The 13,462-nt window shown below is 69.2% G+C and carries 12 protein-coding genes and 1 tRNA gene; 5 read left to right on the top strand and 8 right to left on the bottom strand.

Features of this window, described 5'->3' with window-relative positions:
• Positions 1-38: 38 nt before the first annotated feature.
• The 4 genes from AB0C82_RS20350 to AB0C82_RS20335 all read left to right on the top strand — a co-directional run bounded on the left by AB0C82_RS20350 (position 39) and on the right by AB0C82_RS20335 (position 4,028).
• Complete coding sequence (locus tag AB0C82_RS20350) at positions 39-575, top strand: hypothetical protein (RefSeq protein WP_362843752.1); 537 nt, start codon at positions 39-41, stop codon at positions 573-575.
• A gap of 139 nt (positions 576-714) precedes the next feature.
• A complete protein-coding gene (locus tag AB0C82_RS20345) occupies positions 715-999 on the top strand; it encodes a hypothetical protein (RefSeq protein ID WP_362843749.1) in 285 nt (94 codons plus the stop codon).
• 492 nt (positions 1,000-1,491) lie between these two features.
• A complete protein-coding gene (locus AB0C82_RS20340) occupies positions 1,492-3,057 on the top strand; it encodes a sulfatase-like hydrolase/transferase (RefSeq protein WP_362843747.1) in 1,566 nt (521 codons plus the stop codon).
• A 59-nt stretch (positions 3,058-3,116) separates the two neighbouring features.
• Positions 3,117-4,028: a formylglycine-generating enzyme family protein gene (locus tag AB0C82_RS20335; RefSeq protein WP_362843744.1), complete on the top strand. Its 912-nt coding sequence runs from the start codon at positions 3,117-3,119 to the stop codon at positions 4,026-4,028.
• 194 nt (positions 4,029-4,222) lie between these two features.
• Here the strand turns inward: AB0C82_RS20335 and AB0C82_RS20330 are convergent.
• The 7 genes from AB0C82_RS20330 to galU all read right to left on the bottom strand — a co-directional run bounded on the left by AB0C82_RS20330 (position 4,223) and on the right by galU (position 9,731).
• A tRNA-Ala gene (locus tag AB0C82_RS20330) sits at positions 4,223-4,296 on the bottom strand.
• A gap of 84 nt (positions 4,297-4,380) precedes the next feature.
• Entirely contained in the window at positions 4,381-5,601 is a 1,221-nt protein-coding gene (glpR, locus tag AB0C82_RS20325; protein WP_362843742.1) for a gephyrin-like molybdotransferase receptor GlpR, read from the bottom strand.
• A 124-nt stretch (positions 5,602-5,725) separates the two neighbouring features.
• Complete coding sequence (locus AB0C82_RS20320; protein WP_362843740.1) at positions 5,726-6,346, bottom strand: GNAT family protein; 621 nt, start codon at positions 6,344-6,346, stop codon at positions 5,726-5,728.
• Between the two features lie 17 nt (positions 6,347-6,363).
• Positions 6,364-6,891, bottom strand: a complete 528-nt coding sequence (locus AB0C82_RS20315) for a MogA/MoaB family molybdenum cofactor biosynthesis protein (RefSeq protein WP_362843737.1) — start codon at positions 6,889-6,891, stop codon at positions 6,364-6,366.
• A complete protein-coding gene (gene moaC / locus AB0C82_RS20310; RefSeq protein ID WP_362843734.1) occupies positions 6,888-7,388 on the bottom strand; it encodes a cyclic pyranopterin monophosphate synthase MoaC in 501 nt (166 codons plus the stop codon). The genes AB0C82_RS20315 and moaC overlap by 4 nt, the downstream gene beginning before the upstream one ends.
• A gap of 125 nt (positions 7,389-7,513) precedes the next feature.
• The gene (gene glp, locus AB0C82_RS20305) at positions 7,514-8,824 is read right to left on the bottom strand and encodes a gephyrin-like molybdotransferase Glp (protein ID WP_362843731.1); all 1,311 of its coding nucleotides are present in this window, start codon (positions 8,822-8,824) and stop codon (positions 7,514-7,516) included.
• Between the two features lie 4 nt (positions 8,825-8,828).
• Entirely contained in the window at positions 8,829-9,731 is a 903-nt protein-coding gene (gene galU, locus AB0C82_RS20300) for a UTP--glucose-1-phosphate uridylyltransferase GalU (RefSeq protein ID WP_362843728.1), read from the bottom strand.
• Positions 9,732-9,825: 94 nt separating this feature from the next.
• Between galU and AB0C82_RS20295 the strand changes: the two genes are divergently transcribed.
• Positions 9,826-10,416, top strand: a complete 591-nt coding sequence (locus AB0C82_RS20295) for a 5-formyltetrahydrofolate cyclo-ligase (RefSeq protein WP_362843726.1) — start codon at positions 9,826-9,828, stop codon at positions 10,414-10,416.
• Positions 10,417-10,434: 18 nt separating this feature from the next.
• On the opposite strand, the gene AB0C82_RS20290 is transcribed toward AB0C82_RS20295, so the two are convergent.
• Positions 10,435-13,191, bottom strand: coding sequence for a penicillin acylase family protein (locus AB0C82_RS20290; RefSeq protein WP_362843723.1), 2,757 nt, complete (start codon positions 13,189-13,191; stop codon positions 10,435-10,437).
• Positions 13,192-13,462 lie beyond the last annotated feature (271 nt).

Genomic DNA, 13,462 nt, shown 5'->3' with positions numbered 1-13,462 from the left:
ACCGCGGCCGTTCGTGGTGCCGCGACGGGGGACGGACCATGAAGAAGACCAAGCCGTCCGGATCGGCACGCCGCCGGATTCCGGGCCTCGTCGCCTGCCTGCTCCCGCTGATGGGCTGCAACCCCCACATGTACGACTCGGTACCCGCACTGCGGGACGCGAAGCGGGCCGAGATCGTGGGTACATGGCGCTGCGTCGAGGACACCGAGGTCACCCTCATGCCTGACGGAAGGGCCGAGATACACCTGCTGGACGGGCAGGAGTTCGACTTCGACGACCGGTGGCGCCTGTCGGGCACGGGGACGTGGGAACTGACCGGCGAGCGCATGGGATGGAACGACGGCCAGCATGTCCGGATGGCGCTCACCTCGCGCACGGCGTCGACCACCCGGCCGCCGGATCCCGGCGATCCTCCGCGCGATCCCCACAGCGGCTTCCCTCTCTCCGAAGCGCCTGAGACCTACACGTGGACGTTCGAGTTGCGGCGCGGCACCGAGGAAGAACTCGGGCTCTACTTCTTCTTCGGCGACCCCGACTCGCGCAGCACGTACGTCCTGCGGAGAACGCGCCCCTGAGCCGCGTGACACTAAAGAGCCCCTACCGGGTTTCCCCGGTAGGGGCTCTGAGCTGCGGTGGGCCTGAGCGGCCGCTGAGAGCCGTCGACCTGTCCACACGAGGGCTGGGGACCAGCAACGGTTGCTGATGGTCGCTGTGGTGAGCGCAGGCAGTCGCGGAGTGCTGGCAGTCGTGGGTACGGCAGCCGATGGAGTCGAGGAGCTACGCGCCGGACTGGTCGAGCCGGCCATGGCCCTCGGCTGGCAGGTGGCCGTGACCCTGACCCTGACCCCGGACGCCGGCCGATGGCTGCGGGCGAACGGCGAGCTGGACCGACTGGAGGCACTGACCGGTCTGCTGCGGGATACGCCGCGTCTCCCGACTGAGCCACGGCCACACCCAGTCGCCGACTGCCACGTCGTCACCCCGGCGAGCGCGAACTAGGTGCCAAACTCGCCACGGGCATCGCCGACAACCAACCCCTGACCCAAGTGTGCGAAGCGCTGGGCACCATAGACGTTCCAGAAGTGGTCTTCCCTCGGATCAACGCGGCACATGCGCGGCACCCGGCGTGGGAGGGGCACATCGAGACTCTGCGAAAGGCAGATGCAGGGCTGGTGTACGGGGCTGACGTCTGGCCGCTGGACGAACCGCGTCGGGGCCCGACCGATCGAGAGCCTCCCTGGGTCGCGATCTTGGAGGCTGCACACCGGGCATCGGGGATTTGAGCAGGCCAGGTCAAGTACTGGGCCGTTGCAGATGCCTGGACGGCCGTGGTGACGCAACATTGGTTCAGTGCATCCCTGTGAGCGCTCAGCGGTGTCCGAGTGGGGCGACCCTGCCTGGACCGAGGCCGTCACAAGGGCGAGGGACGTGGTCATCCAGGCCGCGACGCAGAAAGCCCTGGCCTCGACCAGCTGCGGTGAGGAGTAGATCGTGAGCTCTGACCAACCGAACATCGTGGTGTTTTTCTGGGACAACCTCGGATGGGGTGAGCCAGGGTGCTACGGCGGCGGGGTGTTGCGTGGGGCGCCGACACCGCGCATCGACAGGTTGGCCTCTGAGGGGTCGCGGCTTCTGAACTTCAACGTTGAGGCGCAGTGCACGCCGAGCCGGTCGGCGCTCCTGACCGGGCGGCACCCGATCCGCTCCGGAACGCAGGCGGTCCCGATCACCGGCGGTCCCGACGGCCTGACGCAATGGGAGGTCACCATCGCCCAGGCGCTCTCGGATGCGGGCTATGCGACCGGCATGTGGGGCAAGTGGCACCTGGGCAGCGACCCGGAGAGCCGTAGCCCTGTCGACTTCGGGTTCGACGAGGCGGTGTGGTCGCCGCGGACCGCCGACGAGGTGCTGTGGACGACACAGTCCTACTTCCCCGAAGGGACGGTCACCTCAGCGCCCTACACCGGCGATACCAAGATCCCGCTGGAGCCTGAGCCGATCTACAGCCGGAAAAAGGGCGAAGAGCATGAAGTGATCGCCACCTACGACACCCAGTTCCGGGCCGAGTTCGACCGCAAGATCACCGACTGGGCGATCGACTTCATGCACCGCTCGCACGACCAGGGCAAGCCGTTCTACCTGTACCTGCCGTATACCCAGGTACACGTCCCGCCGATTCCCGATCCGGAGTACGCGGGGAAGACCCGGCGGGGCAACTGGGCCGACCTGCTGACCCAGGTGGACGACTTCACCGGGCGGATCCTGGACGCGTGCGAAACGCTGGGCTTGGCTGACGACACGATCGTGGTGTGGACGTCCGACAACGGACCGGACTCGACCTGGCGCATGCCCGCCAGTGACCCTGATCCACTCGGCGGCCTGTGGAGCGGGTTCGCGGGCCCGTGGCGCGGCTCCCTGTTCACCTCGCTGGAGGGCTCGAACCGGACCCCGTGCATCATCCGCTGGCCGGGCAACGTGGAGCCCGGCACGGTCAGCAACGAACTCGTGCACGAGGTAGACCTGTTCACCACTCTGGTGTTGGCCGGCGGCGGAACCGTCCCGGCTGACCGCCAGATCGACGGTATGGACATGCGCGATTTCCTTCTGGGACAGGACGAGGAATCGGGTCGCGACACCGTCTTGTGTATGCAGGGCAACCGGCTGCAGGCGGTGAAGTGGCGGCAGTGGAAGGCCCATCTGTTCCAGAACGACGACTTCTATTCCACCTGGGCGCCCTACAACGTACCGGCCCTGTACAACCTCGAATGGGACCCACGTGAGGAACATCCGGTCGACTTCCCGCACGCCTGGGTGGTGCACCCGATGGCCGCCGCAGCCGGCGCATTCCTGAAGTCGCTGGCGATCGAGCCGCCGATCAAACCGGGAACACCCGACCCCTACACCCCGCCCGAACCAGGGCAACTAGTACCGCACGAGCACCTGCAGATCGGCCCCATCACCCAGTACGTCACCACGCTCCGCCACCCTCACGCCCAGCCACCCGACCTGACGCAGCACCAGCCCGAGCACGGGGTCCAACCCCCGCAGGGCTCGTGAACGGGGTCGCACCGGACGCAGGCAGCGTCGGGGCAGGCATCAGCGCGGTCGGGGAAAGCATGTCGCAGCACGGCATGACGCTGGTTCCGGGCGGAGCCTTCCGGATGGGCAGCGCCGCCTTCTATCCCGAGGAAGGCCCGGTGATCACCGCGGAGGTGGACAGCCTGTGGGTCGATGACCATCCGGTAACAAATGACGCATTCCGCCGCTTCGTCGCCGACACCGGGCATGTGACAGTCGCCGAGACCGCTCCCGATCCCCACGACTTCCCCGGCGCCGACCCGTCACTTCTGGTGCCCGGCTCGCAGGTGTTCACCCCGACAGCGAGACCGGTGCCGCTGCACGACTGGACTCAATGGTGGCGCTGGGTGCCAGGCGCCAGCTGGCGCCACCCCGAAGGCCCGGGCTCCACTGTGCACGGCCTGGACCTGCATCCCGTGGTGCACATCGGGCTGGAAGACGGTCAGGCCTACGCCGCATGGGCAGGCAAGCGGCTGCCCACCGAGGCCGAGTGGGAACACGCCGCGCGGGGTGGCCTGGACGGCGCCACCTACGCGTGGGGGGAGGACTTCATGCCCAACGGGCAAATCATGGCCAACACCTGGCACGGTGACTTCCCCTGCCGGAACACGGCCCCGCACGGCCACACCCGGACTTCCCCAGTGAGGAAGTTCCCGCCCAATGGCTACGGCCTGTACGACATGACCGGCAACGTCTGGGAACTGACCGCGACGCGCTGGGCTCCCAACCACTCGGCACAAACACCCGGCCCCGTCCCCCGCGACGCCGCACCCGCCTGCTGCACGCCCCGCACCACCCTGAGCGAACACGACCGGTTCATCATCAAAGGCGGATCACACCTGTGCGCGCCCTCCTACTGCCACCGCTATCGGCCAGCCGCGCGCCAGGCCCACGGGCCACGCGACACCACCAGCCACGTCGGATTCCGTTGCGTGCGATCAGCCGACTGAGCCCAAAACGTTCAGTGCTCGCCTAGACCCACCACTCACCCCGGCTCCCATCCCGTCCGAGGCCACGCGCCGTGCCCTCAAGAGGCTGGGCAAGCACCTGGGCACACAAGATCAGATCTAGTTGCTGTACTTCGCTGCTGTACGACGCCAAAGAGCCCCTACCGGATTCCCCCGGTAGGGGCTCTGAGCTGCGGTGGACCTGTGGGGATTTGAACCCCAGACCCCCTCGATGCGAACGAGGTGCGCTACCAGACTGCGCCACAGGCCCTTGCAACGAGTGAAACTTTAGCATCCCCACAGGGGTGCTCGGTAATCCGTTACCCGCTGGTCAGCGAGTCGGCTTCCCGGAGGTTCACTCGTTGGCCGCGCGGGGGCGGTCTTCCTCGTCGTACTGGTCGAACAGCGGGGTCCGGCCGCGGTCGCGGTTGCGGCGGGACTGGTTGCCGCGCTGACGCGGGGCCGGGTCCGCCGGGGGTGCGACGGGGTGCGAGGTGCCCGTCTGGGTGGGTTCCGCGGTGCTGGAGCGGGCCGCGCTCCACGTCTCCGGGTCGTTGACCTCGACGCCGCCCGTGGCGCGCGGGGCGACCGGAGCGGTGACGTACGTGGGGAGCGGGACCGGGACCGGCTCCCAGCTGTCGCCCTGGACCCGGCCGCGCTCGCGTTGCTGGTCGACCCACTCCGCGTGATCCGTCTGCTCGACGAGCGCGCGGCGGCCGGCCTCCTGCGGGGAGACGGTGGGGGCGGGTTCGGGCTGGGAGTGGCCCGCTTCGGGCTCCTCGTCGGGCTCGGCGGGAGCCGTCGTCGCGGGCTGGTGCCTGCGGGGGCGGTTCTCGCGCAGCCGCTGGGCCGCCATCTCGGCCCGGCGCCGGTCCATCGTGAACGCGAACCGGTGCCGCTCCTTGGCGCGCAGATGCACGATGTACGTGCTCAGCAGCACGGCCGGTACGGCGGGGGCCCAGAGGAAGCCGAGCCCGCCGACCGCCGCGACGATCGCGCCGAGGGTGAAGGCCAGGAAGAGGACGACGGTGGTACGGCGACGGCGGGCCAGAACCTGCGAGCGCTGGGCCCGCCGGGCGCGCTCGGCATCCGCACTGGACGTGCGCGGGCGTCTCGCGGGAGCGGGCCGCTCCTGGGCCTCGCGCCCCTGCGCCTCCCGGCGCTCCCTGGGCGTGGAATCGGGCGCCTGGCGCTCCTGACCCGGCCGGCCCGGTGCACGCTCCGGAGCGTGCACCGGGTCATGCATCCGGGCTTCGGTGTGCGCCGGAGGCGCGGCAAAGGCCCGGACGTCCACGGAATCCATTCGGTCCGTGACCGCGTCCGGGTCCACGTCGGGCTCCGCCTCCTCGGCGGTGCGCTCCTCCAGCTCCCTGGCGTAACGGCGCTCCATAGCCGCCCGTCCGGACAGCAGCCGGATGGCTGTGCTGAAGCGTTCCGTCGGACGCGCTTCGTTGAGCTCGTCCTGCCGGCGAAGCCACATCGGCACCAAGTAGGCGGCCCATGCCCCGACGATGACTGCGTAGATGAGGCCGCTGCTGCTCACGCTCACACCGTAGAGGGGTTTGCGCGGAGGCATCCGCCAATTGGCCCGGTGTGTCGCACGATCTAGCTGATATCACGGACTTTTTTTGTGATTGTTCAGATCAACAGTCGACGTTTGCGCGTTCCTTAGCGGTCAGACCCCGATCACTTTCGAACACTTATTTCATTTCGCGCGGAGGGCGCGAAGTGCCGGGCCGCGACTGGTGCCAACGCCTCAGCAGCCCCTCGGGGACCTCGTCCGCGGTGAGCGCGTAGATCAGATGATCCCGCCATGCTCCGTCGATGTGGAGATAGCGTGGACGCAGCCCCTCCTCGCGGAATCCGAGCTTTTCCACGACTCTGCGACTCGGCATGTTCTCCGGGCGGATGCAGACCTCGATGCGGTGCAGTCCGACCGTTCGGAAACAGTGGTCGACGGCGAGAGCGACCGCGGTCGGCATCACCCCGCGGCCGGCGACGCCCTGGTCGACCCAGTAGCCGACATGGCCGGAGCACATGGAGCCCCAGGTGATCCCGGCAACCGTCAACTGCCCGACGAGCTGCCCCTGGTACTCGATCGCGAAGGGCAGCATCCGGCCGGCGTTCGCCTCCGAACGCAGATGACGGATCATCTGCCGGTACGTAGGACGCTGCGCCATCGGGCCGCCCGGCGCGGGTGGCGGCACGGTCGCCTCCCAGGGGCGCAGCCAGTCGCGGTTACGCCGGTTGACCTCACGCCAGACACGCTGGTCACGCATTTTGATGGGGCGCAGGACGATCTCGCCGTCGCGGAGCGTCACCGGCCAGGTCGGGACGTTCAGCTCGGGCTCCCCGGTCGGGGGTGGTCGCCGCCGCGGAGCTGGTCGACGGCGTGCACCAGGAGCCGGTTCAGCACCGCGAGTCCGTCGCGTACGCCGCCGGTGGAGCCCGGCAGGTTCACGACGAGGGTGCGGTCGGCGACGCCCGCGAGGCCGCGGGAGAGTGCGGCGGTGGGCACCTTGTCGCGGCCCTCGGCCCGGATCGCCTCGGGGATGCCGGGGATCTCCCGGTCCAGGACACGGCGGGTGGCCTCGGGAGTGCGGTCGGTGGGCGAGATGCCCGTGCCGCCGGTCGTGACGATCACGTCGTACCCGGCTGCCGCTCCGGCGCGCAGTGCGGCCTCCACCGGATCGCCGTCCGGGACGACCTGGGGTCCGTCGACCGTGAACCCGAGAGCCGTGAGGGCCTCGGCGATGATCGGGCCGCCCCTGTCCGCGTAGACGCCGGCGGACGCCCGGTTCGACGCGGTGACCACGAGTGCGCGGTACGGGGCGGTGGCGGACCCGCCGGTATCGGCCCCGCTCACGCCTCGGCCCCTTCCGGGGCCTGACGCCGGTAGTCGCCGGATTTGCCGCCCGACTTCGACTCGACCCTGACGTCCGTGATCACCGCGGCCTTGTCGACCGCCTTGACCATGTCGATGACGGTGAGCGCGGCGACCGAGACGGCGGTCAGGGCCTCCATCTCGACGCCCGTGCGATCGGTGGTCTTCACCGTGGCGGTGATCTCCACCGCGTCGTCGGCGACGCTCAGGTCGACGCTGACACCCGAGACGGCGAGCGGATGGCAGAGCGGGATCAGGTCAGGGGTGCGCTTGGCGCCCATGATTCCCGCGATCCGGGCAGTGGCGAGGGCGTCACCCTTGGGCACGCCCTCGCCCCTGAGCAGTTCGATGACGCGCGCGGAGACGAGGACCCGGCCGCTGGCCCGGGCGACGCGCGTGGTGACGTCCTTGTCGGACACATCGACCATCCGGGCCGCGCCCGCCTCGTCGATGTGGGTCAGCCTGTTCTGCGTACTCACTGAACTCCGCCTAGCGGTAGGGCGCCGGTTGCCCGCTCGGCCCGCACCGTGGTGCGGGCCGGGGGTCCGGGGGGTGTCCCCCGGGAAGGCACAGCGGCAGATACCGTACCGCCACCGGGCGGGAGTCAGCGGAGCAGGATGACCTGCGTCGTCGTTCCGGGCTCGGCGGAGGTGACGTCCTCGGGCAGCACGATCAGCGCGTCGGCCTGGGCGAGCGCGGCGATCAGATGCGATCCGGCACCACCGACCGGGGTGACGGTGCCCGCCTCCGCGTCGTACGTCCCGCGCAGGAACTGGCGCTTCCCCGCCGGCGAGGAGAGCGCCTTGTCGACGGTGAGGGTCGCGGTCACGGTCGGCCGGTGGACGTCCTCAAGCCCCATCAGCGTACGGATCGCGGGCCGGACGAACAGCTCGAAGGAGACGTAACTGGAGACCGGGTTGCCCGGCAGCGCGAGCAGCGGGGTGTGGTCGGGGCCGATCGAGCCGAACCCCTGGGGCTTGCCGGGCTGCATGGCCAGCTTGCGGAAGTCGATGCCGCTGCCCGGCTCGTCCTCGTCACCCACCGAGGACAGGGCCTCCTTGACCACGTCGTAGGCGCCGACGCTGACGCCACCGGTGGTGACCACGATGTCGGCGCGGATCAGCTGGTCCTCGATCGTCGCCCGCAGCGTCTCGGCGTCGTCGGCGACGGCGCCCACCCGGTAGGCGATGGCTCCCGCGTCCCGGGCGGCCGCCGTCAGCGCGAAGCTGTTGGAGTCGTAGATCCGGCCGCCGGTCAGCTCCTCGCCGGGCTGGACCAGCTCGCTGCCGGTGGACAGGACGACGACGCGGGGGCGCGGGCGCACCTTCACCGTCGCGCGGCCGATCGCGGCGAGCAGCCCGATCTGCGGCGGTCCGACGACCGAGCCGGCGCGCAGTGCCAGATCGCCCGGCTGCACATCGCTGCCCCGGGCCCTGACGTGGGCGCGGGCCTCTACGGGGCGGTGGACCCGGACCTCACCGCTCGCGCCCTCGGGCGCGTCGCTGTGGGCCCGCATGGTGGCGGCAGGACCCTCGCCCGCGCCGCCGTCCGTCCACTCGACCGGGACCACCGCTTCGGCGCCCGGGGGCAGCGGTGCGCCGGTCATGATGCGGGCCGCCTGGCCGGGCCCCACGATCTGATCGCCGGTCAGGCCGTCGCTGCCCGCGGCGATGTCACCGACGACGGTGAGGACGGCGGGGAACTCCTCGCTGGCACCCTCGACGTCGGCGATCCGGACGGCATAACCGTCCATCGAGCTGTTGTCGAAGGGCGGCAGGGCGACCTCCACCATGACGTCCTCGACCAGGACACAGCCCTGGGCGTCGGGCAGCTGCAGCTCGATGGGTTCGAGCGGCTTCACCGAGCCAAGGATGTCGTCCAGGTGTTCGTCCACCGACCAGATCGTGCTGCTCACGGGGTTACATCTCCTCGGTGACGTATCTGCGCAGCCAGGTCCGGAAGTCCGGTCCCAGGTCCTCACGTTCGCACGCGAGTCTGACAATGGCACGCAGATAGTCACCCCGGTCACCGGTGTCATAGCGGCGGCCCTTGAACACGACTCCGTGGACCGGACCGCCGGCCTTCTCGTCCTCCGCCAGGAGCTGCAGCGCGTCGGTGAGCTGGATCTCGCCGCCCCGGCCGGGCTCGGTGTGACGCAGTATGCCGAAGATCGCCGGGTCCAGGACGTAGCGGCCGATGATGGCGAGGTTGCTGGGCGCGTCGGCCGGGTCGGGCTTCTCCACGAGGCCCGTGACGCGCACGACATCGCCGTCGGCGGTGGGTTCCACGGCCGCGCAGCCGTACATGTGGATCTGGGCGGGATCGACCTCCATCAGCGCGATGACGCTGCCGCCCTCACGCTCCTGCACGTCGATCATCCGGGCGAGCAGCGGGTCGCGCGGGTCGATCAGGTCGTCGCCGAGGAGCACGGCGAACGGCTGGTCGCCGACGTGCGGCGCGGCGCAGAGGACCGCGTGGCCGAGGCCGCGCGGGTCGCCCTGGCGTACGTAGTGCATGGTGGCCAGGTCGCTGGACTCCTGGACCTTGGAGAGCCGTTCGCCGTCGCCCTTGCGGGTGAGCGCGTTCTCCAGTTCGTGGTTACGGTCGAAATGGTCCTCAAGGGGACGCTTGTTGCGGCCGGTGATCATCAGCACGTCGGAGAGACCGGCTGCGACCGCCTCCTCGACGACATACTGGATCGCCGGCTTGTCGACGACCGGCAGCATCTCCTTCGGAGTGGCCTTGGTGGCCGGCAGGAAGCGTGTGCCGAGACCTGCGGCCGGGATGACGGCCTTGCTGATCCGGGGGAACGACTGAGTCATGTGCGGAACCATAACGGGTGCGCATGGGCGGAAGATGAGCGTCCGGTTAACTTTGTACTCACTTATACCCATACGAGAATAGTGTGAATGCCCGTTGAATGATGAAACATCAGGAAAGGCGTCCATCCGGCGCGAACTGCTGGCCTCCCGGGCGCTCCTGACCTCGCGGGACGTCGAGGACGCCGCCGCGGCTCTCGCCGCCTCCGCTCTGGAGCTCCCGGAGCTGGCCGGCGCGCGAACGGTCGCCGCGTACGTGTCCGTGGGGCGCGAGCCCGGGACCCGTGCGCTGCTCGACACGCTGCGCGCGCGGGGCGTACGGGTTCTGCTGCCGGTGCTCCTCCCGGACAACGACCTGGACTGGGCGGCGTACGCAGGGCCGGAACACCTCGCCCCGGCGGGTCGCGGACTGCGTGAGCCGGACGGCCCACGCCTGGGACCCGCCGCCGTCCTCGACGCGGACGCCGTCCTGCTCCCCGGACTCGCCGTCGACGGGCGCGGGATGCGGCTGGGGCGGGGGGGAGGCAGTTACGACCGGGTGCTCGCCCGGCTGGCGGCCGCCGGGCGGCATCCGGCCCTGGTCGTCCTGCTGTACGGGAACGAGGTGGTCGCGCGGGTCCCGGAGGAACCGCACGACCACCCCGTGGATGCCGTGGTGACGCCGGCCGGAACGCGGCGCTTCGGCTAGAAGCGCCGCCTTCGGGCCTTACGGCTTCTTGAGCGTCAGACGGTCGACGGTGGACTGCTCCACCGCGTTGGTGCCGAAGGACCAGTCGAGCAGTTCGCCGTCGGCCCACTTGTCCGTCTGGTCGGTGTAGTGCGAACTGAACGCGTGCCCGGAGGCCCCGGTGAGGTTGATCCAGCGGGACTTGTCCCAGTCCCCCACGTTCACGATCATCCGCATCGAGGGCACCCAGACGACCTCGTAGCCGCCCGCCGCGTTCCAGCCGGTGGCGTTGACCGCGGCCTCGCCGCCGCTCAGGTTCCACGGGCCACGGTTGAGGGCCCGCTGGAGGAAATCGGGACCTTCGGTACCGAGGGTCTGGTTCTTGAGCGTCAGCTGGTGCAGCCGGCCCCAGCTCCACGTGGACATGTCCTTGCCGAGCTTGGCGGTCAGCTCCCAGCGGGCGTCCTCCATGGCACGTCCGAAGAGGTCGTCGCGGCTTTCCAGCGCGTCCTCCCGGCCCTTGGCGGGCACCTTCCACCACTCGTTGTCCGGGTCCTCGACGAGGTTCCGGACGACCTCGAACCAGCGGTCGCCACCGTCCGGCTGCGCCGAGTCCGCGTCACGCTGACCGCATTCGCGTACGAGCCGCTTCTGCTCGTCCAGCGGGCCGGTGCTCTTGGCCGGCGGCACGTTCAGGCAGTCGCCCTCCGCGCGCAGTTCCTTCGGCAGTCTGTTGCCGAAGGCCAGCTTGAGGATGTTGCGCCAGACCGCGTTGAAGTACGCGGCGGCGGCCGAGTCGGACTCCTGGGTGTAGTCCCAGCCCTCCAGCAGCTTCTGCGCCTCACGGACGTGCTTGTCGGCGACGCCGATCTTCATCAGCCTGGGCACCAGCAGGGCGGCGATCGCGCTGCTGTTGTCCATCTGCATCTTCTGCATGTCGTCGGTCGAGATCTTCTCGCCGCCGCCGATCTTCTTCGCGATCAGATCGTTGATCCGCTGGCTGCGGGCGCCGTATCCCCAGTCCTTGGTGAGCATGTGGGGGTACTTCTCGTCGATGACCGCCTGATTGGCGGTGACGATGTAGCCGCGCTTCGGGTTGTACTCGTAGGGCAGCTCGTCGAAGGGGACCGGCTCCTTCTTCCAGCCGTACTCCGAGGTCCAGCCAGGGCTCGGCAGCGTGCCGTCACCCGTGAGGCGGACCGGGATCCTGCCAGGGGCCTGGTAGCCGATGTTGCCCTTGGTGTCGGCGTAGACGAGGTTCTGCGAGGGGACCTCGAAGTGCTCGGCCGCCGCCCGGAAGGTCTTGAAGTCCTTGGCGCGGTTGATCTCGAAGACGGCGTCCATGGACCTGCCGGGTTCCAGCGCGGTCCACTTCAGGGCGACCGCGTAACCCTCCCCGCGGTCGGGCGCCGAGTTGGTGACGGGGGCCTTCTGGCCGACCTTCTCCAGCTCGTTGCTGCGGTCGGAGACCACGGGCCCGTTGTTGGTCTCGCGGACGGTGATGTGACGGTCCTTGCCGCCCGCGACCTTGATGGTCTCCTCGCGGGTGACGAAGGGCTTCATCCTGCCGTCGTACTGGTAGCCCTCGCCCGAGACCTTCTCCAGGAAGAGGTCGGTGACGTCGGCGCCGAGGTTGGTGAGTCCCCAGGCGATGTCCTGGTTGTGGCCGATGATGACGCCGGGCATTCCGGAGAACGTGTAGCCGGCGGTGTCGTACTGGCAGGACTCCGAGAGGCTCCGGCAGTGCAGACCCATCTGGTACCAGAGCGAGGGCAGCATCGGGGCCAGGTGCGGGTCGTTGGCGAGCAGCGGCTTGTCCGTGGTCGTGTACCGGCCGGACACGACCCAGGAGTTCGAGCCGATGCCGCTGCCGTTCGGGCCGAGCAGCGCGGGAATCTCGTCCAGGGTGTCGGCGAGCGAGGAGAGCTGGGTACTGAGACCCTGCGTCGCCCCCTCCGCCGTACCGCTCCCCGTACCGGCACCTATGTCGTCCGAGGGAACGGCGGCCGGGTCGAACTCTCCGGTGACCGGGGAGACCGCGCCCTGCCCGACGATCGGCTGGTGCTTCTCGTACGGGTAGTCCGGGTACAGGTCCTTGATCTGCTTCGCGCTCAGCCTGCTGGTCATCAGGGAGCGGTCGATCTCCTCCTGCATGTTGCCGCGCAGGTCCCAGGCCATCGCCTTCAGCCAGGCGACCGAGTCGACCGGGGTCCACTCGGTGGGCTTGTAGTCGTTGGTCAGACCGAGGGCCGCGTACTCGACGGAGAGGTCCTTGCCCTCCTTGCCCTTCAGGTACGCGTTCACCCCCTCCGCGTACGACCGGAGGTTCTTCTTGGTGGACTCGTCGAGGACGTTGTCGTACTCCTTCTGCGCGACCCGGCGCCAGCCGAGGGTGCGCAGGAAGGAGTCGGTGGCAACCTGGCCGGAACCGAACATCTCGGAGAGCCGGCCGGACGTCATATGACGGCGGACGTCCATCTCCCAGAAGCGGTCCTGGGCCTGTACGAAGCCCTGGGCGCGGAAGAGGTCGGCGTCGGAGTCCGCGTAGATCTGCGGGATCCCGTAGCTGTCGCGCCGGACGTCGACATCCGCGTCGAGGCCGTCGAGTTCGATGGAGCCGGTGGTCTGCGGGTAGGAGGCACGCACCGTGGAAACAGACCAGAACGCGCCGTATCCGACACCCGCGACAAGCGCCAGCACCAGGACGATCACGAACAGGCGGGCGCGTCGCCCCTTCTTCCTGCCTGGCTTCTTCGCATCGGAAGAACCGGAAGAGGCGGTTGTGTTGGCGGGCATCGCTGTCCTTCGAGGGGCAGGGTGGTCCTGGGAGTGCAGGAGCAACCATAGGCGCAGCGTGGAAGCCACTCGGACGCGGTATGGAGATGCATCCATATGCGCACCGCTCGCACGAACACTCGAACGCATCAAGAAAGCGTTAAAGATTAGGTAAGGTAACGAAGTACCGACCGCCGGCGCACGGCCCGGCAGGCGCACGCAGGGAAGGGACGGACACTGACAGTCCACACGCTCAACGAACTCCTGCTCGTCTGTTCACTCGTCCTGCTCG

This window comes from Streptomyces sp. NPDC048560 (assembly GCF_040650955.1).
In the GTDB taxonomy this organism is placed as follows: Bacteria; Actinomycetota; Actinomycetes; order Streptomycetales; family Streptomycetaceae; genus Streptomyces.
This window is presented reverse-complemented; position numbering and strand designations above follow the sequence as displayed.

Excerpts from the sequence above, each read along its gene's own strand:
- AB0C82_RS20350 (WP_362843752.1), top strand. The coding sequence starts at position 39 with ATGAAGAAGACCAAGCCGTCCGGATCGGCACGCCGCCGGATTCCGGGC.
- AB0C82_RS20335 (WP_362843744.1), top strand. The coding sequence starts at position 3,117 with ATGTCGCAGCACGGCATGACGCTGGTTCCGGGCGGAGCCTTCCGGATG.
- glpR (WP_362843742.1), bottom strand. The coding sequence starts at position 5,601 with ATGCCTCCGCGCAAACCCCTCTACGGTGTGAGCGTGAGCAGCAGCGGC.
- galU (WP_362843728.1), bottom strand. The coding sequence starts at position 9,731 with ATGACTCAGTCGTTCCCCCGGATCAGCAAGGCCGTCATCCCGGCCGCA.
- AB0C82_RS20290 (WP_362843723.1), bottom strand. The coding sequence starts at position 13,191 with ATGCCCGCCAACACAACCGCCTCTTCCGGTTCTTCCGATGCGAAGAAG.